Annotated in this window: 24 protein-coding genes and 1 tRNA gene; 17 read left to right on the top strand and 8 right to left on the bottom strand. The window is 36.9% G+C overall.

All coding sequences use genetic code 11. The features are described from left to right. The 15 genes from AC04QZ_RS09625 (at position 1) to AC04QZ_RS09695 (ending at position 12,471) form a co-directional block, all read left to right on the top strand. Positions 1-960: a hypothetical protein gene (locus AC04QZ_RS09625; RefSeq protein ID WP_478357591.1), complete on the top strand. Its 960-nt coding sequence runs from the start codon at positions 1-3 to the stop codon at positions 958-960. Beyond that, on the top strand, positions 960-2,537 hold the full coding sequence (locus AC04QZ_RS09630; RefSeq protein WP_478357592.1) for a hypothetical protein: 1,578 nt from the start codon (positions 960-962) through the stop codon (positions 2,535-2,537). Before AC04QZ_RS09625 ends, AC04QZ_RS09630 begins: the two co-directional genes overlap by 1 nt. After that, positions 2,537-2,842, top strand: coding sequence for a DUF6804 family protein (locus AC04QZ_RS09635; protein ID WP_478357593.1), 306 nt, complete (start codon positions 2,537-2,539; stop codon positions 2,840-2,842). Before AC04QZ_RS09630 ends, AC04QZ_RS09635 begins: the two co-directional genes overlap by 1 nt. A gap of 36 nt (positions 2,843-2,878) precedes the next feature. After that, positions 2,879-3,088, top strand: a complete 210-nt coding sequence (locus AC04QZ_RS09640) for a hypothetical protein (protein WP_478357594.1) — start codon at positions 2,879-2,881, stop codon at positions 3,086-3,088. After that, a complete protein-coding gene (locus tag AC04QZ_RS09645; RefSeq protein WP_478357595.1) occupies positions 3,070-3,597 on the top strand; it encodes a thermonuclease family protein in 528 nt (175 codons plus the stop codon). The genes AC04QZ_RS09640 and AC04QZ_RS09645 overlap by 19 nt, the downstream gene beginning before the upstream one ends. 62 nt (positions 3,598-3,659) lie before the next feature. Further along, positions 3,660-4,259: a hypothetical protein gene (locus AC04QZ_RS09650; RefSeq protein WP_478357596.1), complete on the top strand. Its 600-nt coding sequence runs from the start codon at positions 3,660-3,662 to the stop codon at positions 4,257-4,259. A gap of 157 nt (positions 4,260-4,416) precedes the next feature. Beyond that, positions 4,417-4,845, top strand: a complete 429-nt coding sequence (locus tag AC04QZ_RS09655; protein ID WP_478357597.1) for a hypothetical protein — start codon at positions 4,417-4,419, stop codon at positions 4,843-4,845. Between the two features lie 23 nt (positions 4,846-4,868). After that, entirely contained in the window at positions 4,869-5,276 is a 408-nt protein-coding gene (locus tag AC04QZ_RS09660) for a hypothetical protein (RefSeq protein WP_478357599.1), read from the top strand. A gap of 132 nt (positions 5,277-5,408) precedes the next feature. Continuing rightward, positions 5,409-5,999: a hypothetical protein gene (locus AC04QZ_RS09665; protein WP_478357600.1), complete on the top strand. Its 591-nt coding sequence runs from the start codon at positions 5,409-5,411 to the stop codon at positions 5,997-5,999. 46 nt (positions 6,000-6,045) lie between these two features. Beyond that, positions 6,046-6,459 carry a very short patch repair endonuclease gene (locus AC04QZ_RS09670; protein ID WP_478357601.1) on the top strand — a complete coding sequence of 138 codons (414 nt, stop codon included), beginning with the start codon at positions 6,046-6,048 and terminating at the stop codon, positions 6,457-6,459. Between the two features lie 134 nt (positions 6,460-6,593). Next, positions 6,594-7,832: a DNA (cytosine-5-)-methyltransferase gene (gene dcm / locus AC04QZ_RS09675; RefSeq protein WP_478357602.1), complete on the top strand. Its 1,239-nt coding sequence runs from the start codon at positions 6,594-6,596 to the stop codon at positions 7,830-7,832. Between the two features lie 12 nt (positions 7,833-7,844). Beyond that, entirely contained in the window at positions 7,845-9,158 is a 1,314-nt protein-coding gene (locus AC04QZ_RS09680) for an MvaI/BcnI family restriction endonuclease (protein WP_478357603.1), read from the top strand. A gap of 293 nt (positions 9,159-9,451) precedes the next feature. After that, positions 9,452-9,610 (top strand): hypothetical protein, encoded by a 159-nt coding sequence (locus tag AC04QZ_RS09685; RefSeq protein WP_478357604.1) that lies wholly within the window; start codon positions 9,452-9,454, stop codon positions 9,608-9,610. An 84-nt stretch (positions 9,611-9,694) separates the two neighbouring features. Continuing rightward, complete coding sequence (locus tag AC04QZ_RS09690; RefSeq protein ID WP_478357605.1) at positions 9,695-10,033, top strand: YegP family protein; 339 nt, start codon at positions 9,695-9,697, stop codon at positions 10,031-10,033. Between the two features lie 797 nt (positions 10,034-10,830). After that, positions 10,831-12,471: a discoidin domain-containing protein gene (locus AC04QZ_RS09695; RefSeq protein WP_478357606.1), complete on the top strand. Its 1,641-nt coding sequence runs from the start codon at positions 10,831-10,833 to the stop codon at positions 12,469-12,471. Positions 12,472-12,657: 186 nt separating this feature from the next. Here the strand turns inward: AC04QZ_RS09695 and tam are convergent, their stop codons facing one another. The 6 genes from tam to metG all read right to left on the bottom strand — a co-directional run bounded on the left by tam (position 12,658) and on the right by metG (position 19,621). Further along, positions 12,658-13,458: a trans-aconitate 2-methyltransferase gene (gene tam, locus AC04QZ_RS09700; RefSeq protein ID WP_478357607.1), complete on the bottom strand. Its 801-nt coding sequence runs from the start codon at positions 13,456-13,458 to the stop codon at positions 12,658-12,660. A 254-nt stretch (positions 13,459-13,712) separates the two neighbouring features. Next, positions 13,713-14,045 (bottom strand): hypothetical protein, encoded by a 333-nt coding sequence (locus tag AC04QZ_RS09705; RefSeq protein WP_478357608.1) that lies wholly within the window; start codon positions 14,043-14,045, stop codon positions 13,713-13,715. Between the two features lie 123 nt (positions 14,046-14,168). Beyond that, complete coding sequence (locus AC04QZ_RS09710; RefSeq protein ID WP_478357609.1) at positions 14,169-16,079, bottom strand: hypothetical protein; 1,911 nt, start codon at positions 16,077-16,079, stop codon at positions 14,169-14,171. Between the two features lie 2 nt (positions 16,080-16,081). Further along, complete coding sequence (locus tag AC04QZ_RS09715) at positions 16,082-16,645, bottom strand: type II toxin-antitoxin system antitoxin SocA domain-containing protein (RefSeq protein ID WP_478357610.1); 564 nt, start codon at positions 16,643-16,645, stop codon at positions 16,082-16,084. Positions 16,646-17,243: 598 nt separating this feature from the next. After that, positions 17,244-17,315: transfer RNA gene (locus AC04QZ_RS09720), tRNA-Arg, on the bottom strand. A 197-nt stretch (positions 17,316-17,512) separates the two neighbouring features. Then, positions 17,513-19,621: a methionine--tRNA ligase gene (gene metG / locus AC04QZ_RS09725; protein WP_086549458.1), complete on the bottom strand. Its 2,109-nt coding sequence runs from the start codon at positions 19,619-19,621 to the stop codon at positions 17,513-17,515. Between the two features lie 40 nt (positions 19,622-19,661). On the opposite strand from metG, the gene AC04QZ_RS09730 reads away from it, so the two are divergent. Together AC04QZ_RS09730 and AC04QZ_RS09735 are read left to right on the top strand one after the other, a co-directional pair. Then, positions 19,662-20,561: a S66 peptidase family protein gene (locus AC04QZ_RS09730; protein WP_478357611.1), complete on the top strand. Its 900-nt coding sequence runs from the start codon at positions 19,662-19,664 to the stop codon at positions 20,559-20,561. Between the two features lies 1 nt (position 20,562). Further along, complete coding sequence (locus AC04QZ_RS09735; RefSeq protein ID WP_478357612.1) at positions 20,563-20,970, top strand: DoxX family protein; 408 nt, start codon at positions 20,563-20,565, stop codon at positions 20,968-20,970. Positions 20,971-21,038: 68 nt separating this feature from the next. Here AC04QZ_RS09735 and AC04QZ_RS09740 read toward each other — a convergent pair whose 3' ends face one another. Both AC04QZ_RS09740 and AC04QZ_RS09745 read right to left on the bottom strand, forming a co-directional pair. Then, entirely contained in the window at positions 21,039-22,508 is a 1,470-nt protein-coding gene (locus tag AC04QZ_RS09740) for a RagB/SusD family nutrient uptake outer membrane protein (protein ID WP_478357613.1), read from the bottom strand. Positions 22,509-22,519: 11 nt separating this feature from the next. Beyond that, complete coding sequence (locus AC04QZ_RS09745) at positions 22,520-25,666, bottom strand: SusC/RagA family TonB-linked outer membrane protein (RefSeq protein WP_478357614.1); 3,147 nt, start codon at positions 25,664-25,666, stop codon at positions 22,520-22,522. Positions 25,667-25,936 lie beyond the last annotated feature (270 nt).

Raw genomic sequence — 25,936 nt, forward strand, 5'->3', positions numbered from 1 at the left:
ATGGAAAACGAAAATTTGAAGCCGTTATCTATTGATCATGATGAAGAGGTTTTAATGCCCTTATCATTAGATAATGAAGATACATTACAGCCATTATCCTTTGAACCGAAATATGAGGCACCAGAAAACTTTGTACCCCTCGCAAAAGCTGGAGGTAACGATATAAAAAACAAAGACAGTAATTTTATTTTCTTTTTTGGAACTGGTGAATCCGGTAAATCGGTAATATTATCGTCAATGTTATATTACCTAAGCTCACAAGCTGGCGTTCTACGTCCGAAACTGGGTACGCCAAATACTAAAGAAGCTCAGGTCTTATTATCAGATTTTTTTGAGAATATTAGGCAAGGGGTTTTGCCAAATAGAACAACAAGAGATCAGGTAACCCGACTCGATCTGGTGTTTGAACCCAACAATAAATCCAAAAAAGTTACACCTATTAATTTAACATTTTTAGAGACATCAGGAGAAAACCACAAAGATATCAGACGGGGCGGGAGTTATCATAGTAGTATAGAAACATACCTCAATGCTAACATTCCATTAACATTTATAATTGTAACCAGTTATACCAAAGCCCACGAAGATGATACTTTAATTAATGAATTTTTAGATGAGCTTGAGCGAAAAGGGAAAAACCTAAAATCGATTAATGTTATTCTTGTTGTTTCTATGTGGGATAAATCAGGAAGAATGGATGTGGCGAATACTGATGAATTAGATAGCTTTATAGATGAACGTTTAAGTAGGACGAGTCAAAGGGTTAATACCTATAGCTTAAGTAAGACATATTATACAATCGGTAATATCCAGAATACCAACGGGCAGGAAAAAATTGCCCTGCTTAGTTTAGCAACAGCAGAAATTCTATCAAACTGGCTCTATTGCAGTATTGTTGGTTATGATTTGGATTATGAAGGAACTTTTTGGGAACGTATTAAATTCAGCTTCACAAATTAATGAACAATAAAATTAGGTTAATAGCCTTTGCAACCTGCGGAAATCCATATGGTTTTAGGCAAACATTGATAGGAGAAAGTTATAAAACCTTGGCCGGACAAATAAAAACATTTGATCTGAATACCAATGCCATTAAACTTTTTCCAGGGGGTAAAATTTACAGCATTAGAAAAGAATTAGTTGATGGAAATTGTATTGTATCATATGCTATTTATTCTTTTGCTAAAGAACAGAACTCAAGTAGAGGAGGTACATTTATTGGCTCGGGAATTATTTTTGTAAATGAAATTGCTGATGAAAATATTACTATTAACAAATTGAATGAATTTCATGAAAATCTAGTTAGTAAAAACATTCAGAATGATATCATCATGGTTAATCATTCCGATAATTTTTCTGTAAGTGTACCTGAAGATTTTGATAAAATCAATTTCCATTTAAGAGAGATTGAAGATATAAGCTTATTTCAATCTTTGAATAAAAACCTAGTGGTTTATAGTAAAATAAATCCCAATAAACTGCAACAGCTTTTTAAAAAGGCAATAGATTTACTTAATGTTTATGATAATATTTATTTTACAAATAATAACGAAATAGCAAAATTCATTATTCAAAAAGGACTTTTCAAGTTGGTGGAAGAGGATGGCTTCGAGCAAGAGATTCAAAATTTACACGAAGAAAGAAAACGTAAAACTCAAGAGTCAATTGCCGAATTTGAAAAAGAGAAAGAAAAATTAGAAGAAGATAAAAGGAAACTAATACAGGAGTACAACCTGCAGATTGAACAAAATGAAAGATTGCATCAAGAAAATAAAAGAAGAATTGCTGAGTCAAAAAATGCAATAGGTCATATCCATCAAAATTATGCAAACTATTCGAGAAAGATTGAGGTCTCGATAGAACAGCTCAGAACAGATGAAAAACTTGAAGAAGTACAACGGCAACATAATGAAAATAAAAGAATTTTTATTGGAAATCTTAATCAACAAAAAATGCCGATTTCCCTTAACAATATTCATAAACCTCATATTAAAACAGGATTGCAAGAAGTAAGAGAAACAATATATCCTGAGCAGAATTTTATTTCAAATAGAATGCACGGCAAGCGAGATGAGGATGACAGTATAAATATTTATAAAATAATTTCTTTATTCCTAATCCTTCTTTTAGCTGGTATTTTAACCTATTTTTTTGCGTTTTATACCCATGAAGAAAATAGCATATTATTATCGGAAGAAGAAAAATTTAAAGTCGAGCAACCTTTGATTTATCCACAAACTATTCAGGGGCTAGTTCCAAACTCTAATAATGAACTTAATGAAAAAGGGTATAAAGTGGTTGCAAATAAGGTGTTAAGGGATATGAAATTAGATGAAGTTGTTCAGCTTATTTTTGATGCTAACCCCTCAGATATTAAAAAGGCTTACCTATATCAAAAAGACAATTATGGCAAGTTATTGATTAGCTTAAACAACAACAGCTTTAAAGAATTGGGCAAGAACTCATTTTATTTTACTGGCGATACCATAAAACGTATCCCGATTTATCTTGATTCGTTAGCTTTACAAAACCAATAATGGAAATCTTAATAAAAATTTTATTAGCAATGCTACTTCTTATTTGTCTGGCAAACATGCCTTATGGCTATTATCAATTGGTTAGATTCTTAGCAATGGTCGGCTTTGGGGTAATGGCTTACCGCGCAAATCAAAAAGGCATTCTAACCATGACCGTTACTTATATAATATTAACAATACTGTTTCAGCCAATATTTAAAATAGCATTGGGGCGCTTCTTATGGAACGTGGTAGATGTGATCGTAGCCATCGGATTAATTATTTCAATTTATATAAACCCTAGAATCAACAATATTGATAAATAACAAAACTAAATCAATTATTGTATTAACCACACAATCATGAAAATGCTCTCCATCCTTCTCTTTTTCTTTATCAACATTACTTGTACAGAAAATACAACGGTGTACCTTTGCAACAGTCCTGGCGCTAAAAAATACCACTATACCTCCAATTGCCGTGGTTTAAGCAATTGCAGCTATAAAATTGTAAAAGCGGATATAGAAAAGGCTAAAAAAGACGGAAAAACATTATGCGGTTGGGAAAAGTAAGTGTATTGGTTTTATTATTGTTAACACTGCAAAGCTGCTTCATACAGCCCAGCGAGAGCAAACCTTTAAACCACAACCACCTTGTTTTTACCGCGAAAGTCATCCGCATTATGGATGGCGACACCATGGAAGTGTTATACCACAACCAGCCCATCAAAATCCGTTTGGCGCATATCGATTGCCCTGAAAAACGCGGTTCGCAACCTTTTGGCAACAATGCTAAAAAGGCCTTATCCGATTTATGTTTCGGGCAAATGGTAAGTGTACAAGGCCAAAAATACGACCGCTACAAAAGGTTAATTGCCGTGATCATCAACGCTAAAAAACAAGTGGTGAACCAGGAAATGATCAAGAAAGGTATGGCCTGGCATTATAAAAAATACTCGAATGATTTGCTTTATGCGCAGCTGGAAATCACCGCCCGGAAAAATAAGGTAGGCTTATGGCAGGAAGCAGATGCCGTAGCGCCCTGGGCATGGCGGAATCCCAGGACTATTTTAACAAAGTAAGGAATATCATCATTGATATCCTGAAATAATTAATTATTATTGAGCATTAATTACGCGCCCTCATGTTAAACAAACTATACATTATTATTACCCTTGTTCTTGCTGGTACAACCAGTTTTGCCCAAAGCGTTAATCCAGACCTAATCGGAAAAAAGATGGCTGCAGCCATTAAACAAGAACAACAGCTCAAAAGTAAAATCTATAAAGGTGATGGTGATATTCTTATCCCGGGAGGCATGGCCTTTCCAATTCGATATATCAGAACTGAAAAAAACATCCCTAACCTGATTGTACAATATACCTTTAGTGAAAAAGATTCTATTATAAATAACATAGAATACGAATGGGATTTAAGGAACTTTGAAAAATCGGACCATAACGTTAAACCCATCTCCTTTGACAAGGCTTTAATTAAGCGCTACAATAACCTTTTAACCTACTTTACCAAAAAATATGGTACAGGCATCACCAAAGGTGATTTAACCAATCTCGCCAAAATTGATAGCCTTGGTGGATTAACCCGCACCGATAGATGGGATGCCAATGACCAGGTTGATGTGTTAATGTACACCGCAATTTCTAATCATCACCAGGCCATTAGCCATGGCGCCAGAATCCCAACCCATAGAATAAGGGTGTATATTTCTAAGCCAAGAAAATAATTACAATTTATAATCTTCTCGATTATCAAATAAATTAAGCTTTAGCCCTAGGTAGACAAGAATAACACCATCAAAAAACATATAGTCTCTTTAAGACTAGCCCTTCCTTTTAATTTATGTTAATTATTTAAATAAAATATTAAACCCTTCAATGTAGATGAAAAGAGCAATTGTGGTAAAAGGCAGTTCACATAGTGGAAAAACTACTGTTTTAAACGATTTGTATGATTGGATTAAAAGAAACTACACTGTTAGTGAGACTTTTTATAAAGATCATCACAATAGAGATTTTGAATCAGTTATGCAAATTGGAAAACTTGAAATTTCTTTCTTTACACAGGGAGATTACGGCCATGAAGTGGATAGATTTTTAAAAGATGCAATTGCCAGAAATTCTGATATTATTATCTGTTGTTGTAGGGCCAGGGGAGCAACCAGTAAAGCCGTTGATCATAACCTGATCTATCCTCGTTTTTTGGTTGATTTTACAAGAGTACATCAGGTAACTCCTGCATCTCTTTCCGCTTTTATAACTCAAAAATTTGATGAATTGGTTTGTAGGTTAACAGGCCTCCCTAAAATTTAATATATATTACTCAAGCCTACTGTATGACCAGAGAAGAATTAAAGAAAATATACAATCAAAAGAAAGAAAAATGGAATAAAAAGAACCTAAAATTTACAGCAGGATTTAGGGTAATAAGCTTTAATGAATTTAACCAATGGTTCAATAAAGGTAATTTTGATCTAGGCTGTCATTATTGTGGCACTACGAACGAGCAAAGTTTAAGGTTGTATAATATGCAAAGATCAGGCATCAGACCCGATGCAACACGTGGCGGTAAGAGAGGAAAGCGGCTTGAATTGGATAGAAAAGATCCATTTAAACCTTATGACGATCTAAATAATATTGTTTGGTGTTGCTACTGGTGTAATAATGCAAAATCAAATTTCTTTTCTTATGATGAATTTAAACCAATCGCTTCGATTATTGGCAAAGCATTAAAAAGTATTTAAAACTAAGCCCTAACTTCCGTGAATCGTGCTCGCCAAAAATATCTCAAAGCCTTTACTCTCCACACACAGAGTACCAAGTATGACCCGGCATTACACAAACCAGTTCTGCTTGAAATTTTTAAAGATTAATAAATGAAAGATGAAATTGTAAAGTGGGTGCCCGTTTTAGTAGTTTTTATTGCTGGTTTTTTTGCCCTCTATCAAATTAAAACCAATAATATTACCAATGCCAGATTAAAATGGCTCGAGGGATTAAAGTTATTGATTGCAGAGTTTTTCTCCGAAGTTACAGACTTAATGTTAAAAGATGCATTGTCAAGGGCAATCGACCTTAGGCGCCAGGATGATCCCAAGAATGAGAAAAATAATCTGGATTATGAAAAGCTAAACTTTGAGATCGCAGGCAAACTGCATATTATTAACTTAAAACATGATCTAATCAAGCTTAATCTAAATCTTAAAGAACCCCTTCACCAAAGATTTGAAAGTGAGCTTGATAAGTATATGGATCTTTTCAATAATTTAATGGCCGTAAAAGGAAACGATTATTCCCAACTTCTAAAAGACTCCTCAAGTAAACAAGACTTATTAATGCTGATTTCGAGGCACATTATTAAATTGGAATGGGAAAAAACTAAAAGGACTCGGCTTGGTAACTGGTGGTATATTAAAAGGAAAGGAAACAAATTGACAAAAGAAGCTTTAAATTTAAAATCACTATAAGGTCTACTTGCGCCCAACATATTATTATTTACATTGTTACCATAACATGGCAGATGTACACAGCAAAGAAACCCGTTCATATAACATGAGCCGCATTAAGGGAAAAAATACAAAACCAGAGATGCTGGTTCGTCAGTTTCTACATGCCAATGGTTTCAGATACCGCCTTCATGTGAAAGACTTACCAGGAAAACCCGATATTGTGTTACCAAAATACAAAACAGTCATTTTTATTCAGGGGTGCTTTTGGCATGGCCATAATCAATGTAAGTATTACGTAGTTCCTAAAACAAAAACCAATTGGTGGCTAGATAAAATAAACGGAAATAAGACTAAAGATATAGCTAACATCGAATTATTACGGCAAGCGGGCTGGCATGTCTTGGAAATCTGGGAATGTGAACTAAAGCCACAACAACGTATCACTACACTTGAAAACCTAATAGATAATTTAAAATGACGACTATTACCTTCTTACTCAAAGCGATACTAAATTAATTAGCAATTATTATATTTGCACTCTCAATATGTTGAAAATTTCAACATATGAATTCAGATTTTTTTTTTAGTTTGTGGTCATTGTAGGATTTAAGTATGGAAGAAAGAGCAGTTTATAAGGCAAGGAATAAAAAATCAGTTAAGGTACTATGGCCTCAAGATCAAGATCTGGCATTACTAACTCACTACCACTCAACTAATGAGACGATGTATGGGGATGCGATAAATATTGCTGAGCAATTCAGTCATGTTGTTGAAGAGCCAAATATTGAAAACATTTATCGGGCGATCCAACAAAATCTTTTTGAAAACACTGACATACCATTTCCTGGACCTAAAGAAGGTAAAGAGTTATTCACATTTATAGATTTATTTGCAGGAATAGGAGGTTTTAGAATGGCACTTCAAAATCTCGGAGGAAGGTGTGTATTCACTTCAGAATGGGATAAATATTCAAGGCAAACCTACTTCGCCAACTATGGTGAATACCCCTTCGGTGATATTACGAAAGATCTAACTAAGCAATATATTCCCGAAAATTTTGATATTATTTGCGGTGGATTCCCTTGCCAACCCTTTTCAATTGCAGGCGTTTCGAAAAAAATTAGCTTAGGCCGGTTGCATGGCTTTGCAGATGAAAAGCAAGGTAATCTTTTTTTTCACATTGCCGACATTATTGAAAAGCATCGTCCAAAAGCATTTTTCTTAGAGAATGTAAAGAATCTTGTATCACACGATAAAAAGCAAACTTTTAAAGTTATCAAAGAAACTTTAGAAGCATTAGGCTATTCATTCGATCATAAAGTAATTGACGGAAAATACTTTGTTCCGCAACACCGCGAAAGGACAATAATGGTTGGTTTTGATAAACACGTTTACGGTGATGATATTAAATTTGATTTTGGACAGATAGAATTACCTGAAGAAAAGCAACAATTAAAAACTATTCTACAAGCGGATGTATTACCTAAGTTTACTCTAAGTGATAAATTATGGAACTATTTACAGGAATATGCGAAAAAACATAAAGAAAAGGGGAATGGTTTTGGCTTTGGCTTAGCGAACCTTGATGGTGTTAGTAGAACTATTAGTGCCAGATATTATAAAGACGGTGCAGAAATTCTCATTCCTCAATCTGATAAAAATCCACGCCGTCTTACCCCTCAAGAGGCTGGCGCTTTACAAGGTTACCCAATTTATCCAATTAATACTGATGATCAGAAAAAATCATTAGTGATCCCTGTATCAGACAATCAGGCGTATCGTCAGTTTGGCAATTCAGTGGTAATGCCATTAATACAAGCAATTGGCAAAGAGCTCATAAAACAATTATAGCCGCAAGAAAAAATGACGCTCAATAACCTCATAAATATTTTTCACAATAATGGCTGTGAAAAAATTTACGTCAAAACATTATCTCCAAATGATAATTCAAAAAATCAGGTTTATTTTGCCGGTAGCTTTGAAGTTCTTAACATTCTTCCCGTCACCAATATAACAGCTGTTGAGGCTGGTGAGTGGAAAAAGCAAAGATTCAAAGCCAAACTGAATTTTTCTTGGATAGGAATTGGCGGTCAGCTTTTTCCTGCGCCAAATGCACAACTCATTTTATACCCAAAATATCCGGAGGTTCGTTTTTCAGGCTTTTTGCAGCAATGTGAAAATGCACCATCCGATTTGATGACAATAAGATTGGCTGGCAGATTGTTGTTTTTTGGAGTAACAAGAGAAGGAAAAGTAATAGGATATGTTTCGTCGCCTGATTCAGAAATTACAAATGAATTTAATCAACAAAATAACCCGATTGAGTTTGGTGTTTTTAGGGTATTAAAGTCAGCACTGTTATTAAATGACAGGGAGCAGCTTCTTGCTGAGCTACTAAGAATACATCAACTTGGCTGGATTAGATCAAAACGCCTTAATAACCTTGGCGAAATTGTTGGCTGCGAGTCACCCAATTGCGGTGGTTATACGTTGGAAGCTGAACTGGGAATTATACCAAATGGATATTCAGAACCGGATTTTTTGGGATGGGAAATCAAACAATTCGGTGTGCCAAATTTCGCAAGAGTGAATAATGCGGTGATTACCCTAATGACACCCGAGCCAACAGGTGGGGTTTACAGAAATGAAGGTGCTAATACTTTTATACGGAAGTATGGATATGAAGATAGAAACGGGCGTGAAGACAGATTAAATTTTGGTGGTATTCATAAAACTGGGGTACTACAACCTTTAACCAATTTGACCATGCATTTAGATGGCTTTGATGCTATTGAAGGAAAGATCAGAAACAGTTCGGGAAAAATATGTTTAGTTGATCATAATGGAGTAGAAGCCGCTTCATGGGATTTTTCGTCAATGTTATTACATTGGAATCGAAAACACAATCAGGCCTGTTATGTCCCTTCTTTAAATATGAAAGAGCATTTAAGGCAGTACAGTTATGGCAACAAAATCATTTTGGGAAAAGGTACAGATTTTCAGCTATTTTTAGCACAAATGGCCTTGGGGAATATTTATTTTGATCCTGGAATCAAGATGGAAAATGCCTCAGCTTTAAAGCCAACAATAAAAAAGCGCAGTCAATTTAGAATAAAGTCGCAATTCCTCCCCACCTTATATCGTGAAAATGAGGTAGTTGACATTCTGATGGATTAACAGATTATAATTACCAAAAAACTTACATAATACCTGAAATGGAAGCGATAACGTGGCATCAGCAAAACATTTTAAAAAATAAAATTTATTGAATAGCTATTCTGGTCAGATCTATCTCACTCAAAATTGATTGTGCCTATTAACCTTAAGCAGTTTCCAAAACAACAATGTGAATAACCCAAAATTTGTGAAAAAATAAAATCTCTTTGATAAGCGATTCGAATAATTTACCGTTATTCACTATATTAGGTATAACCATTTTAAACCTGATTTACGAATTAAATCCACAACAGATGAACAAATTAACCCCCGTTATTTATTCATCCCTATTTTTAAGATTCCCGGATAACAGACATAAACACCTGGTTTATGCCCATGGCAGCTGCCCTTGCAGGGTGGCGGGTATTTCTTTTAACCTTGGCCTCATTAGCCTGAGCAGGGGTTCTCCCTAAGCGGGCGCCACCAATAAAACATCCCGGGAACTGTTCAATACAATTATGAGTGGCCGCAATATTTTGGCCTGTCAAAATAATCAGATGAAAAACCCAAAGTTTCAGGTTTTCCAGAGTTCGAAGAATTCAGAATACTACTATAGATTAAAAACCGGTAACGGTGAAATTATTTTAAGCAGCGAGGTTTACACCACCAGGCAAAACTGTTTGAGTCGCATTACCAGTGTAAGGCTGAATGTATTGCAGGATCGTCATTTTATCCGAACAGATGCTGCCGGTAATTACACCTTTAATTTAAAAGCCGCTAATGGCGAAATCATAGGCCGGAGCGGAAACTACACCACAGCTGCAAACCGGGAAAATGGCATTGAAGCCGTTAAATGCGATGCACCGGATGCCCCAACCGAAAATATCACTTCATAACTTACATGGCGCTTTAACCCGCCTCAATTTGTTTAAATAAAAAATGAGCAGGCTATATCATAATATATAGAATTGTAGTGCAATTCCCCTCTTTCAGCAGAGGTGCCCGCTGGCTGGTCTGTTCTATTTGTCCTAACCAAACAGGCCTTTTTCTTTTGATGAAAAAAGAAAGAGGCCTGACCCGAAAAACGTAAAGTAAAAGATAGTTGGGCTTTTGTATTTGGGAAGGTGATGAACAAAGCATAATCTTATTCAAATAAAGATTCTTCATCGCATTCAGCATGACTTGCTAAAGTCTGGCATTATTCCCACGCGGGTGGGCATCTTAATGTGATAAAAACCTACCAGGATAAAACGATTATCTTCAATGAGCCATCCTGATCCGATCCAGTTGCGAATGATGAACTTAAAACCATCAAATTATAGGAGAAGCTTAAATGACCTTATATTTCTTATATGGTAAGAAAATCACCATAAATGCTTCTGGGCTGCAAACCAAATAATATTTGGCTTTCATAAAAGGCAAAAGCAAAGGATTTAGCTTAAACCAGGTTTAAATTAAGCAATAATGCGTTAAACAAAGTTAAGATATAGTAAACATCAGGCCATAGATCTAATTAACTTCAATTATTATTTTAAGGCATGAGCTGATCTTCACAAACGTTTTGATTTAAATTTTGTGCAATCGCATCCTGAAGAAATAAAATATGGCCGCTCAAGGCATCGTGAACAGAGATTGATGGCTTGGCAGGGTAGTGCAAACCGGAACAGACAAAACACTAAACACCTATATCATAATGAAAAACAAATCCTTGTTATTCCTTGGCATTAGCTGCCTTGGCCTTTACCTGTCTTCCTGTAAGAAAGCCGAATTACCGATCGAAAACCAGACGACAACACTTAAACCCAAAACTACAGATTACTCAGCCACCAACATCATTACCCATAGCCGCAACCTGGCCGTGGTTTATTTTATCCCGTCCGATCTGGATACGGTGGCCGGCTGGCAAACGCGTTTACCAGATGTAATGGCTTATGCGCAAGAATGGTATGGCCAGCAGATGCAGGCCGCAGGATATGGCAACAAAACATTTGGTTTATCTAAAGATCCGGTCACGCTGAAAACACAAATTGTATTAATTAGAGGCGCCAACCCTAAAGCCAGTTACAATACCAATTCTACCGCTTACAAAACAGAAATAGAGGCTTACTTTGCTTCGCACAGCGGCTTAAAAACCAGTAACCACGTACTGATTCTGGTGCCTGCTTTTGGTTACGACAATAACAGTGTAGAAGGTCCGCAACCTTTAGAGGGCGTACAACCCTTTTATGGCACCGGCCGTTACTGTTTCGCCATGGATAACGTGTATATGGCTATGGCTTTAAAAGGCGTAATTAACAGTGGAAGAAACAATTTTGCCAAATGGGTGGGTGGTATGATGCACGAAATAGGTCATGCCTTTAATGCACCGCACGATAAACAACACGAATCGCAGAATATTTGGCCTGGGGCCAACTTTAAAGAGCCGATTATGGCTTTGAGTAATTATTACCTCGAAGTGCGTCCTTGTTTTATTACCGATGCTACCGCAGCCATTTTCGACAGGTGCGAAGTATTTAACAACGATGCCAGTACCTACTATGGCGCGGTGACTACAAACATCAGCAAAATTTATGCGGGCTACAATTCAACTTCGGGCAATATAGAAGTATCCGGAAAATACAACAGTACAGGTACGGTAAGTAAGTTTACCTATTTCTTAGATCCTAACGTGAATAACGAAGGAACCGGAACCAATAAGGATTACAATGCCATTACCTGGGCTACGCCATCAATAGGTACCGATAGTTTTAACGTCACCATACCGGTTGCTGAGCTTAAATATAAAACGGACGGTATTCCCTACGAATTTAAAATCAGAACGGTACATACCAACGGTACCATTACCGAAACCATTTATTTCTTTACTTTCCAGGGCGGTATTCCGGTGATCAATTTTGGCACCAAACCAGAGTTAAGCAAAAGCGGATGGACCATTGCAGGCTTTAGCACGCAGCAAAATACCACTTCAGAGAGCGCAGCAAAAGTATTGGATAACGATCCGGCAACGTTTTGGCACAGCAAGTGGTCGGGGACCCCAACAGGAACCTATCCGCACTACGTGAGTATCGATTTAGGTGTTGCAAAAACGGCTAAAGGCGTCAGTTTACTACACCGTGCAGGTGCTTATCGCTCAATCAAAAATTTTGAACTGCTCACCAGTACCGATGGGGTTAATTTTACCTCCCGCGGGAATTATGTGGCACAAAATGTAACCACCACCCAATACTTTAACTTTAGTAGTCCGCAAACTTTCAGGTACTTTAAAATAATTGCAAACTCATCATGGGATGGCACACAAAATGCCGCCATTGCCGAATTGGGCCTTTACAATTAATCAGGATTTGAAAAAAAGATAATGTTTGAGGCTGTATCATATTTGTAATTCAATTGAATTTGTCAAGCCAGCCTGTCATTAAAATCGGTACAAGTAGTCGAAACATCTTGTAAGATATTTAAAACAGGTCCTTCGACAGGCTCAGGATGACAATTCTATATTTATGATACAGACTCAAACTAATTTTTACTTATGGTTAGTGGCGACCATAAACAAACGTGGAAAAGGCAGCAACACACTTCCATCAGGAAATACAGGATATACCTTACTAATTTCCGCCTGATATGAGGCAAGGAAAGCCTCTTTTTCATCGTTTGTTAAAGGATCAAGAAAGGGACGTAAACCTGTGCCCTTTAACCATTCTACTATAGCGGCTGCACCACCCGAAAGCATATGGTAGTAGGTGGTACGCCAGATATCTAATGTTTCTACTTTACTCTGCAAATTTTGATAATACCATTCGGCACCTTCTCGTGGTAAACGTTTTGCAGCAATGGCTAACTTTTCTGCCCAGGGGCCATTGGCAGCGGTCACCCGCATTAAACGATGTGTATGTTCATCTAAATTATCGGGCATTTGAACTGCCAAAACACCACCTTTAGCTAGTTTTTCAATTAAAGCCGGGAATAAAACCGCATGATCAGGCACCCATTGTAAGGAAGCATTGGCAAAAATCAGATCATAAGGCCCATCACCTTCCCACTGGCTAATATCGGCTACCTCAAACTGCAGATTAGGTAATCGCTTACGGGCAGCCTCGATCATGTCCACAGAACTGTCTATCCCGCTAAGGGATGCATTGGGGAAATATTGATGAAGAAATTCGGTTGAATTGCCTGGCCCGCAGCCAAGATCGATCACTTTAGCCCTTTCTCCTGTAGGAACCCGCGATAAAAGATCTACAATAGGACGGTTACGCTCTTTTTCGAATTTACGATACTGCGCCGCCGACCAGGTATCGGGTTGAGGGTGGGGTATTTTTTGCATGATAGAAATGAAACAATTAAGGCTGCAATTAGTTTAATTTACGGGCTTGAGTTTACAGATGCTAAAGCATAAAAAAAGCTTCAGGTAAAAACCTGAAGCTTTGGTGTGGTCCCGACGAGAAAAAACTGACTGTCAGAGCATAATTAAATTAATCATAAGTGGTCAAAAAGGGCATATTGAATCAAGTTCTTTTCCCTTTTATTCACCCTGTTTATCGTCGATCTAAACCATAACGACTTAGTAGGGAATATTTATTAACTATCTTTTAAAGTGATCTCAAGTGTTTCAGTATGAATTTCAAAATCAATATCTAAATCATCCGAATTATCTTCATCTTCACCATCTCCTATATACCTGCGATAAGTATACCTTACGTCCATGCTTCCTGTTTCACCATTACTAGTTAAAGATTTCAGTTCGACTCTGTCGTCTAATTCAAATCCATCTGGCACGTGATCATAAATAATTGCACGAATCTGGGATGTATTTAATTTCAATTCATCTTGGAGTAATTCATCTTTATCGCTTGAGTTAATTTTAAATGCTTCAATTGTTTTTTCAGACAAATTAAATGTTTTTGAGGCCATATTGTAAGAATATTTTTATTCTAAAGGTAAAGATTTTTATATTAATCAAATGCCTCAATGAGAAATTCCCCAATAAGCTCATTGCATGCAATGAGGCTCATATATATTTAAAATAAATAAAATCTAATGTTCTTCCTTTGGCTTATTACTTGGCTGAGCGATTTCATCTACAGAGGAATGTTGTTTAATAAAAGCTTTTATTTCTGGCGAAAACACTAATAGAATCCAAAAAAAGGCACCTAAAACGACAAGTAGAAATAAGTTCCAAAAATACTTCCGAATTTTATCTGAAATCTCTCCTTGCCTTATTATTATTAAAAGAAATACGAAGAATCCTAATGATGTTGCTAGACACAAAACAAATAGAGATGCCTGGTATGCGGTTGTTATAAATTTAAAGTTAGTAACGGAGCTCAAAACAAAGGTTACTATCGTTGTGAAGATGGCAATGGTTTCCAAAGATTTCATCTCTTTCGCAACAATCTCACTTTTGACGGTCTGTAAGTCATTTTTTATTTGACTAAGAGAAATTAATTCAGACTCTACGTTTTCCATTATAGTTAATGATGTATCAATAGAATCAATCGTCATTTTGAATCTGTCAAAATCTTCAATATACTTTCTCTTGTCTAAAGTCAGAACAAAAGACGATGCGATAAAAATCTTTTCAACCTCTGAACTTCCAGTATTTACGAAACATTCTTCAAAGGGCAAATAGAAAACATAGTTATAGTTTCTTTCAGACCAAGTAACATTAGTCTTATACTTTTCAATGGTTTGTTTGCAAGTTGCTATTAATTTGCGTACTTCTTTTAGATCAGTAAGTGCGGTTTTTCCTTCAAATTTATTTTTGAGTAGCTTTGTCAAAAAGTCAATTAATTTGTTTTGCGGAAAAAAATTTTTTATCCCAGTAGAAGACTGTAAATCGCTGACTTCCGAATAAAGCTCTATTATTTCATCAAAATTCTTACTTTCTTCTATAAGAGAAAATTCATTGTTTATCGCATAGTTGACTATAATGGAATATACAAAGGCATTGTAAGTAGATTGTTCACTCTTTGCCTCGTCATAACGCCGCTGGATTTCTAATCGTATTTCCTTTAATCTTTTTTGATTCTTTGAAATATCTTTGAAATATTTAATTAGCCGGTGTAATTCAAGAACTGACATTTTCTTCAATTCTTTATACTTCAATAAGTTGAAATCATTATGACTTTTTTGTTTCCAATCAGGATCGAATTGATAATGAGAGTTGATAATATCGATCCATGCTTTAAAGTAATTGTTGGAAATATCTGTTATACCTAATTCATGTTCAATGCTATCTTTAATTTGATAGACAGGGAAACGGTTAAGATCTTTCTTCCTAAGTATCCATTTGCAAAGAAGAAAGTCATTCTTTTCCTTGAGCAAAATGGAATATTTATTGCCCCCTAGCTTTTTTGGCTTAAGCAGATCTCTAGAGTAAGTAAAAAGATCGCTATAATCCGCTATATCTGGCGTCTGATAGTGGTCGCGTCGACTTATTATCAAGTTAGCCTGTACAAATAGTAAGTGTTTAAATGATAGATCATCAAAATCCTGATTCTCTAATGCTTCAGACAGTTCTTCATTGCTTTGACTTATGTAATCGACATTTGATAATCTCGCCTTAACCAATACCCAAACTATAAAATCCAGATACATATTCAGGGCTACTTTCAAACATTGGATGTAATTAATATTGAGATCACTTTGCAAGTTCTCCTGTAATATTACAATAGAAGGTAACGGCTGTGGAATATTTTCAAGTGCTTCTTTAATTCCGATAATAACTAGTTTAAAATCCGGAATAGAAATGTACTCGCCAACTAAGATTGACTTGTTTATACTATCAAATATATCTTCTTTAGACTGTGCCAGTTTATTTTTAAAGGCAAGATAATTATCATCAAAATCGTCTATTTCTTCATCGTCGAAACGATAATCCTTGTACCAATTTTCTGGAAAGGTCTTAGCAATGACTTCGAGAATATTATCTGATGGACTTGACAATTTTAGAAAGCATTAAGTTTAAATAGTTTATCTTCAGATTTGATAATTTCAAATGGAATTTTATTACTTAAACCTCCTGAGTCTTTAGCAATTTGATAATATTTTTGCCAAGAATACCAAGCATGACTTAGATTAACTAAGTCAAAGGGAGACATAGTGACCAAGTATTTATTTACATCCTTTAAATACTCAATCGAAGCATCTATCTCTTCTGTAATTTTTTGGTCCAGGTTTTTAAAAACGTCAGAACTAGCTTGATCTAAAACAGAAACTCGGCTGTTATTTATTTGGTAATAGTTTAATTTACCATCTAGGCGCTTTACTTCTTTATAAACTACACTTTCTACATGACCATAGGGTAAAGCATAAAATTCGTTAAAGACATCTTCTAGAAGCAAACTCTTTTTAGAACGTTCTGATTTAGCAGCAGATACAAAGAAAAGTAGCTTTAAGGATTTCAGTACACTAAAGTTATTTCGATCTTCCTTAAAGCCAATTTCTTCATACCACCGCAGTAAGTCTTTGATGGCATACTCAAAATATAAAAGTTTTAATTCGCTCTGCATAGATTTCGGTATAAGGCCATCTAATATAATTTAAAATCATCGAGCACACTTATCAAGTTATGCACATTAAGTAAATAACATAACTGAAATACCCTAAGTCTATATATAATTGTTAAAAAGTTATACAAAGATATAAAATTAAGTATATTTTACTAATTTATTTAGCATTTAACTAGCGTCATTTAATCTCAAGTACCAGTAATTTCATCAAACAAAATTACTGCCCGAGCGCAATGATAATCTTAAGCTTGAAGCTTACCCTGCACAGGCCATTATCGACAAACTAAGGCAAAAAAAACAGTTAAACGACAGTCTAATTTTCGAAAAGAGGAACTTAATAGTTAAATCCGAAAACATATTTTCTAATTTGGCTGGTGATGTCTATTGGCAATCATAATTGATTATCACTACCGAAAACGGTCTCCGTTATCAAACTATTTCTTAGGACCAGTCCTCAGTTCATATTATTGCTTTGAGCAATAACCTATCTCCAGCATAATCTGGAAACCTAAATAAGAGAGAAGCCATATTTACTCGCCACTTTTCTCCCATTGAAACAAAAAAGCCAGCAGTTATACATAACTACTGGCGAAAGGTGTGGTCCCGACGAGAATCGAACTCATATCTAAAGTTTAGGAAACTTCTATTCTATCCGTTGAACTACGGGACCATTTGTTGCGCAAATATAACAAAAGTTTTGTCGCAAGAGAATTCATTTTAACAAGCATTTATCTAAGGATAATTGCCTTTAAAAACATAAAAAATCAATTATAATAGACGCTACTTAGGATAATGCATAGGGATAAGCAATAAAAAAAGCCATTTGAAATGAATCAAATGGCTTTATATTTTAATGCATTTAAAATACTATCTGATTACACTACCTTCCTGGAACTTTTCTACAGGTGCCACAAAAGTAAGTTTGCCTTCAGCATTTTCGGCCATCAAAATCATGCCTTGCGATAAAATCCCTTTGATTTCTCTGGGCGCCAGGTTAACAATCATACTGACCTGTTTGCCTACAATATCTTCAGGTTTATAATATTCGGCAATACCAGAAACCACAGTTCGCTCATCAATACCTGTATTTACTGTTAACTTTAACAGTTTTTTGGTTTTCTCTACCTTTTCTGCAGCTATAATGGTGGCTACGCGGATATCCATCGCCGAGAAATCGTCGAACTGGATATTTTCTTTTGCCGGAACAGCAACAACATTACTCGCCGCATTACTGGCCTTGCTTTGGTTGAGCTTCTCGATCTGAAAGTCGATCTCAGCATCTTCAATCTTATCAAATAGGAGCACGGCTTCGCCAATTTCATGACCACGTTTTAACAGGCTCACTGTACCTGCATCATCCCAGTCATGACCGCCATTTTTAAGCATCTTCATTAACTTTTCGGCCGTAAATGGCAGGAAGGGTTCAATCAGGATCTGGATATTGGCTGCAATTTGAAGTGCAATATGCAAGATTGTTCTTACGCGGTCTTCGTCGGTTTTAATGAGTTTCCAGGGCTCGGTTTCGGCCAGGTATTTATTTCCTAAACGGGCAACATTCATTACCTCTGATAATGCCTCTCTAAAACGGTAGTTTTCGATAGATGCAGAGATTTTAGCAGGATAGCTGGCCAGCTCGTCTATAACCGCCTGATCTACCTCTGTAATTTCCATGCAGGTAGGCACCGTACCGCCAAAGTATTTATGCGTAAGCACGACTACGCGGTTTACAAAGTTGCCGAGTATGGCTACCAGTTCGTTGTTGTTTCTCGCCTGAAAATCTTTCCAGGTAAAATCGTTATCCTTAGTCTCAGGAGCGGTTGCAGTTAATACATAACGCAATACATCCTGCTTGCCTTCAAACTCTCTTAAATATTCGTTTAACCAAACTGCCCAGTTTTTAGAAGTCGATATTTTTTGTCCTTCTAAGTTCAAGAATTCGTTTGCCGGCACATTATCCGCCAAAGTATATTCGCCGTGTGCCATTAACATCGCAGGGAAAATAATGCAATGGAAAACGATATTATCTTTACCGATAAAGTGAACCAATTTGGTTTCATCGCTTTTCCAGTATTCTTCCCAACCACACTTATCGTTTTCGTAACTGCTGATGTAATATTCTTCAGCCTTAGGATTCCACACATCAAGCTTCGCATAGTTACATAGCTCCTTGGTTGCAGAAATATACCCAATAGGAGCATCGAACCACACATAAAGCACTTTACCTTCGGCATCGCGAAGCGGAACACGCACCCCCCAATCTAAATCGCGGGTCATTGCCCTTGGCTGTAAGCCTGCATTTAACCAGCTTTGGCATTGGCCATATACATTCGGGCGCCACTCTTTATGGCTTTCGATATAAGTACGTAAACGGTCTTCGTATTTATCCAGTGGCAGAAACCAGTTCTTTGTTTCTTTTAAAATGGGTTTATCGCCTGATAGCGTCGATTTTGGATTGATTAAGTCGGTTGCATTAAGCGTAGAGCCACAGTTTTCGCACTGATCGCCATAAGCATTTTCGTTACCACATTTAGGGCAGGTACCGGTAATGTAACGATCGGCCAAAAATTGTTTTGCAGTGGCATCGTAATATTGTTCGGTAATTTCTTCTGTAAAAACACCTTTATCGTAGAGGGTTTCGAAGAAATCGGCAGCCGTTTGGTGATGGGTAAGCGATGAGGTGCGGTGATAGATATCGAAAGATACCCCAAATTCTTTAAACGAATCACCAATAATTTTATGGTACTTATCTACCACTTCCTGAGGCGTAATTCCTTCTCTTTTGGCTTTTAAAGTAATGGGCACACCATTTTCGTCAGATCCACAGATGAATTTTACATCGCGTTTATTCGACCTTAAATAACGGGCATAAATATCTGCAGGGATGTAAACACCAGCCAGGTGTCCAATATGAACCGGTCCATTGGTATATGGAAGCGCTGCAGTTACGGTATATCTTTTTATTTTACTATTATCCAAAACAATTTTTATTAATTTGGCAAAGATAAGTGTTTTGAAGATGATTAAGCAGCCCCCGTATTTAAAAAAAGGAGATAAGATTGCCTTGGTATGTCCGGCAAAGAAATTACCCAAACCTATAGACCATGCCATTGCGCAGTTAGAAAGCTGGGGTTTGGAGGTTATTATTGGCGAAAGTGTATATGCCAGTCACCACCAGTTTGCAGGAACCGATGCTTTAAGAACTAAAGACATTCAGCGTTTTTTAGATGATCCATCTATAAAAGCGATTATTTCGGGCCGTGGTGGTTATGGTACCATCAGGATTATTGATGACCTGGATTTTACTGAATTTAACAAAAACCCGAAGTGGTTTGTTGGTTTCAGCGATATTACCGTGTTGCTCTCCCATATAATTGCCCAATGCCATACGCAGTGTTTACACGCCCAAATGCCTTATACTTTTGATGAATCTACTGAAGAAGCTTTAATCTCTTTAAAAAAAGCACTATTTGGTGAAAAACAGACTTATTCTTTCCAAAGCGACTTTAAAAACAGGGCAGGAGAAGCAACCGGGCTTTTGATTGGTGGTAATTTAAGTTTGCTCACCATGGTACAGGGCTCAGTTTCAGAAATGGATTTTACGGATAAAATTCTCTTTTTGGAGGATGTGGGCGAGCAAGAATATGGCATAGACCGCATGTTGCGCATGTTGAAAAGGGCGGGAAAGCTAAAAGCCTTAAAGGGTTTAATTATTGGCGCCTTTAATGAAATTGAAGAAGAAAAAATTTCTTTCGGACAAACAGCGGATGAGGTAATTTGGGATATTGTTAAAGACTATAATTTTCCGGTTTGTTTTAATTTCCCAACCGGCCATATCGACAATAACCTGAGTATGGTTTTAGGTGCTGAGGTGCACTTAAAAGTAGAAACAAACAACGTTCAATTTAAATATTTATAAGATGGCGATTTTAGACAATTTAGGAAAATACCGCAATACAGGCTTGTTACTGATACGCATCGGTTTAGGCGTAATGTTTATTATTCATGGTTTTCCGAAACTTGCAGGCGGGCCAGATGGCTGGACGGGTTTAGGGGGAAGTATGAAAGTAATCGGCATCAACTTTTTACCGATATTTTGGGGTTTTATGGCGGCCGCTACCGAAACCTTCGGTGGTTTCCTTTTGATTGTAGGATTGTTTTTCCGTCCGGCACTAATTTTATTAATCTTTACAATGATTATAGCGGCATTGGTTCATTTTGGTAAAGGAGATGGCTTACAAGGTGCCAGCCATGCGATTGAATTAGGTATTGTTTTTTTCGGATTGATTTTTATCGGCCCGGGGAAATATAGTGTGGATAAGAAATAAGCCATTACTTTATAAAACAGGAAAGCCCATCGAACTTCTTCGATGGGCTTTCCTGTTAAGGCATAAATTTAGTTCTGAACAATTAATTTATTGTTTTGAACTTCATTAGCCGATATTGGCCAGATATAGCCTGAAGTATTAAATGGAATTGCAGGCGCAGTACCTTGAGATCCGCTTTTCGCAGCGAAGTTTGCGCCTAGTCGCATTACATCTGGCGATCTTAATCCCTCGCCTAATAATTCAATTCTTCTTTCCGTAAGAATGGTATTTTTAAGATTTGCCGGTAATAAATCTGCCGCAGGAAACACATAACCAGGGTTAGAACGCTGTCTAACCGCCGTTAGTAATGCGATCGATCTTACAGGATCGGTCACCACCGTTGCTTCTGCTAAGTTCAATAAAACTTCCGCATATCTAATTACAGGAATATAATCTGTATATGGAGATGGCCTTTTAAACTTGGTTAAATAAGTATTGGCACCCGAAACAGTTGTTAAACCTTTTCTGGCATCAGTTGAAGCGGCTGCAAAAGCTGCATTTCCAAAAATCCCTGTTGGGTTTAAGAAATACTCTTCGTTACCACCAGCTCCATTCGGCGTAACATTATAATAATATGCCAACTGATTTTGTGTGCCAGGGGCATCAAGATCTGCCATAGGCAAAGTTAATGCAACTTCAGTAGCGGTTGCATTACCTGTATAAGTACCGCCAAATAGTGTCGTAACATTACTTTCCAGCTTCAAAGGAGCACCTGTTGTAGCCTGAAATGGAGCTGTTGCACTAACAATCTTATTTGCTTCAGTTACTACAGCAGGCAAATTGCCCATAGAAAGATATACACGAGTTTTAAAAGCAATTGCAGTATTTCGAGATGCCCTCGTTGCCGTTAAAGTTAAAGCTAAATCAGGCTCGGCTTCATTTAGGTCTTTTAAAATTTGAGTATAAACTTCAGCTACTGTACTTCTTTTTAAATCGTTACCTGTTAAATCCTTTTCGCCTTTAAGCCTAAGCGGTACACCCAAACTAGCACCCGCATCGGTGATATAAGGTTTGGCATATAATTGCAACAAGCTATAATAGCATAAGGCACGCAAAAATTTGGCTTCAGCGATATATTGTTTTGCAACCGCAGGGGTAAGTAACGATGCATTGGCATTTACGCCTTCAATAACCAGGTTAGCCCTGTTTATCGCCGCATACACTGCACCCCATAAATTCACAACCTCATTGGTATTCGACGTTAAATTGAACCTCCAGGTATCTAAACCTGTTACTCCGTTCGGTTTGTTTACCACAAAGTCCTCTCCGCGGATATCGTTATAGATTAAATACCTTCCGCCATAAAACTGACCATTTTTTACACCTGCATATATGCCATTTACCTGAGATAAAATTCTCGAAGGATTTGAAAAGGCATCTTCAATAGGCAAGGATGTATCGGGCGCGGCATCTAAGAAATTCTTTTTACATGATGTTGCAAAGAAAAACGGTGCGACAAGAAAAAGATATTTTACTTTATTATTTATTTTAATTTTCATGATCTCTAAGTTTAAAATCCAACATTAATACCAAAAGTAAATGTTCTGCCAGATGGCACCGAGTTTCTATCCACACCTGGAGCAAGGTTACCACTATTTCCAGTTGCAGTAGAGTTTCCATTTACAGAAACCTCCGGATCTGGTCCTGGATAATCTGATATAATCCAAAGGTTGCTAGATTGAGCATATACCCTAATGTTCGAAACGCCATATTTACTTAAAAGTGTTTTTGGCAGTGTGTAACCTAAAGCTAAATTTCTAACTTTTAAGAAATTGCCAGAGAAAACATTTTGAGATTGTGCAAAAGCTGATCCATTTGAAGTGTTATCGCCATAAACCAAACGAGGAATATCTGTTACCTGGCCAGGAGTTGTCCACCTGTTCAATACACCTGCTTCATTATTCCAAAAACGCTGATCGCGAAGACCTGCTAATGATCCATAATAAAGTTTATTACCACCCGAGAATGTTAAACCCAGGGTAAGGTCGAAGTTTTTATAACGGAAATTGTTATCAAGCCCGCCAAACCATTTCGGAATTGAAGGTCCATCAATTACAGCATCAAGCGCGGCATCAATTGCAGGTGCGTTTTGACCTGCTTTTGGTCCATCAAGGTATTGATAACGGGCAGCTGTTGCTCTTTGGAAACTGAATCTTAATTTCTCGCCATTTCTGTTGATAAAAATTCGCTCTCCGGTTGCCGGATCAACTCCAGCTGTTTGTACGGTATAAATTGATCCGATTGGATAACCTACACGAGTAATATTTGCTGTTTCTAAAGAGGTGGCACCAAAAAGATCTGCATTGTTATTACCCAAAGCAGTAACTTCATTTTTTAGCGTACTAAAGGTAAAAGTGCTTGACCAGGTGAAATCATCAGTATCGATATTCCTTGAATTTACGGTAAACTCAAATCCTTTATTATACATCTTACCAACGTTTGTGGTGATGGCATTGCCCGGAACACCTTTTGAAGGCGCCTGAGGAGCATTTTGAACCAGATTATCGATATTGTTATGATAATAGTCAACTTCTAATGAGAACCTACCATCTAAAAACTCTAAATTAACACCAACATCGGCCTTTTTACTGGTTTCCCATTGAAGATCGGGATTACCTGCTTGCGAGAATGATAATGCAGGGTCAGATCCGTATAAACCGGGGCTATATAAAAACAGAGATGGATAATTACCGATATTAATGTTACCAACCTCACCATAACTACCACGTAATTTAATACGGGTTAATACTTTGCTTAAGCCTGAGTTTTTATAAAAACCCTCTTCAGAGATTGCCCAACCTGCTGAAGCACCGCCAAAGTTACCATATTTATTACCTGCAGATAAACCAGAATAACCATCTCTCCTGAATGAACCTGACAAGTAATATTTTTTCTTATAATCGTAGCTTAAACTTCCAAAATAAGACCGGAACGAATTATCGCCTTGTACTAATCCTGACGGAGTAATAATACCAAAGGCGCCCTGATATACTTTAATAAAAGGATCAATTACATTTTGTCTGGTTGCGCCATAGCCATCCGATCTGGTTTGCTGATCTTCAGCACCAATTAAGGCGCCTAAGCTATGGTCGCCAAAGGTATTTGCATAGTTTAATGTATTGGACCAGTTCCACCTTGCATTTTTAACAAAACTACTGGTAGCACCACCATTATAAGCAACACCATCGCCCTGTAAACGGTTTACAAAAGCGTTATTATCAATCTTTAAATTATCTAATCCATAAGTGGTTTTGAAACTCAATCCTTTAAGCAATTGAATAGAGGCATAAACATTAGCAATAATCCGATCACTTTCAGATGTATTTTTATCTTCATTTACCAGAACTGCAGCATTTGGATAGTTCGAAGCGATCGTATTTGCGCCTAAACCAACAGCAGATCCTGCCATGTTATAAGATCCATCTTCATTATAAGCAGCAACGTTTGGAGGTAACACAATAGCTAACCTACCCAAACCTACAGTTGAAAAGGTTTGACCAGGAAGCGAGCCTGTGTTTGGCGCACGGTTCATGGTATTACTATATGAGAAATTAGTTCCGATAGTTACATTCTTAAATAACTTATGATCTAAATTTACCCTGCCATTTTTTCTTTCGAACGAGTTGCCTAAAATAAAGCCTTCCTGATTGCTATAGCCAAGGGAAACATAATACGATGTTTTTTCATTTGCTCCTGAAAAGTTTAAGGCATGGTTTTGAGATGTTGCCGTTCTATAAGCATAATCATACCAGTTTGTTTCTACCTGCGATCCATCTGATCTGGTTTGTAGAAAAAATGCCGGTGCAAGGCCTATATTCGTTCTTGATTCATTTTTGATCTGAACATACTCTGCTGCATTTAATAATGGGGTGAGGTTTTGCGCTTTGGTAGAGCCTACCCATCCTTCATAGTTAATTTTAGTGCTGCCTTGCTTTCCTTTTTTGGTAGTAATTACAACAACGCCATTAGCTGCTCTGGAACCATAAATTGCAGATGAAGCCGCATCCTTTAAGATGTCGATCGATTCAATATCGGCCGGGTTGATATCACCCAATGCATTACCTGCCGCACTGTTGGCAGACTGATCGCCTGTAAATACCGGAATACCGTCAACAATAATTAATGGATAAGAACTTAAAGAGATGGAGTTAAAACCACGAACCCTGAAAACGGGAGGGTTATTTAAAACGCCGTTTGGCTGAATGATGTTTACCCCTGCCGCTTTACCCGCAAGTGCCTGCTCAAAACTCTGTACTGGTACATTTTTAAGCTTTTCTCCACTTACACTTGCTATCGACCCGGTAACATCCTTTTTTGATTGCGTGGTATAACCTGTTACCACTACATCAGATAATGTTTTAGAATCGCTTTGTAGCTGTACATTAACCACATTACTACCGCCGATCGCTTTGGTTTGGCTTAAAAAACCAATATAGGAGAATTCCAGTGCGGTTGCTTTGCCATTTACTTTAAGTGAATACCTACCATCTGCCCCTGAAGTGGTTCCGCCAGTTGCACCTTTGATTTTTACACTTACGCCAGGGAGGGGTAATCCATCTTCCTGAGCCGTAACTGTTCCAGTGATTGTTCGATCTTGCGCTATTGCTGAGGTGGCAATAAATAGCAATATGAACAAACTTTGTAGAAGTTTTTTCATAAAAAATAATTTAGTTTAGTTAATAATAATCCAATATATGATTTAGTATTCTGTAATGCAAATTTTACATTTTTAATTTTGCATTATTCAATAAAAATCAATGCCCTTATAAAGAAGCGGTTAGCCCTGTACAGTCAAAAAACTGCTTTTTTTAAACTTTAAAGAAATAATTATTGCTAATTGAATAGCTAAAATATGTTCTGGTGAATTACAACTGTAGTGGTTCTGTCAATTGTATTTCCATTTCAACACATAAATCGGAAGAGGATG

The sequence above is a fragment of the Pedobacter folensis genome, from assembly GCF_056490665.1.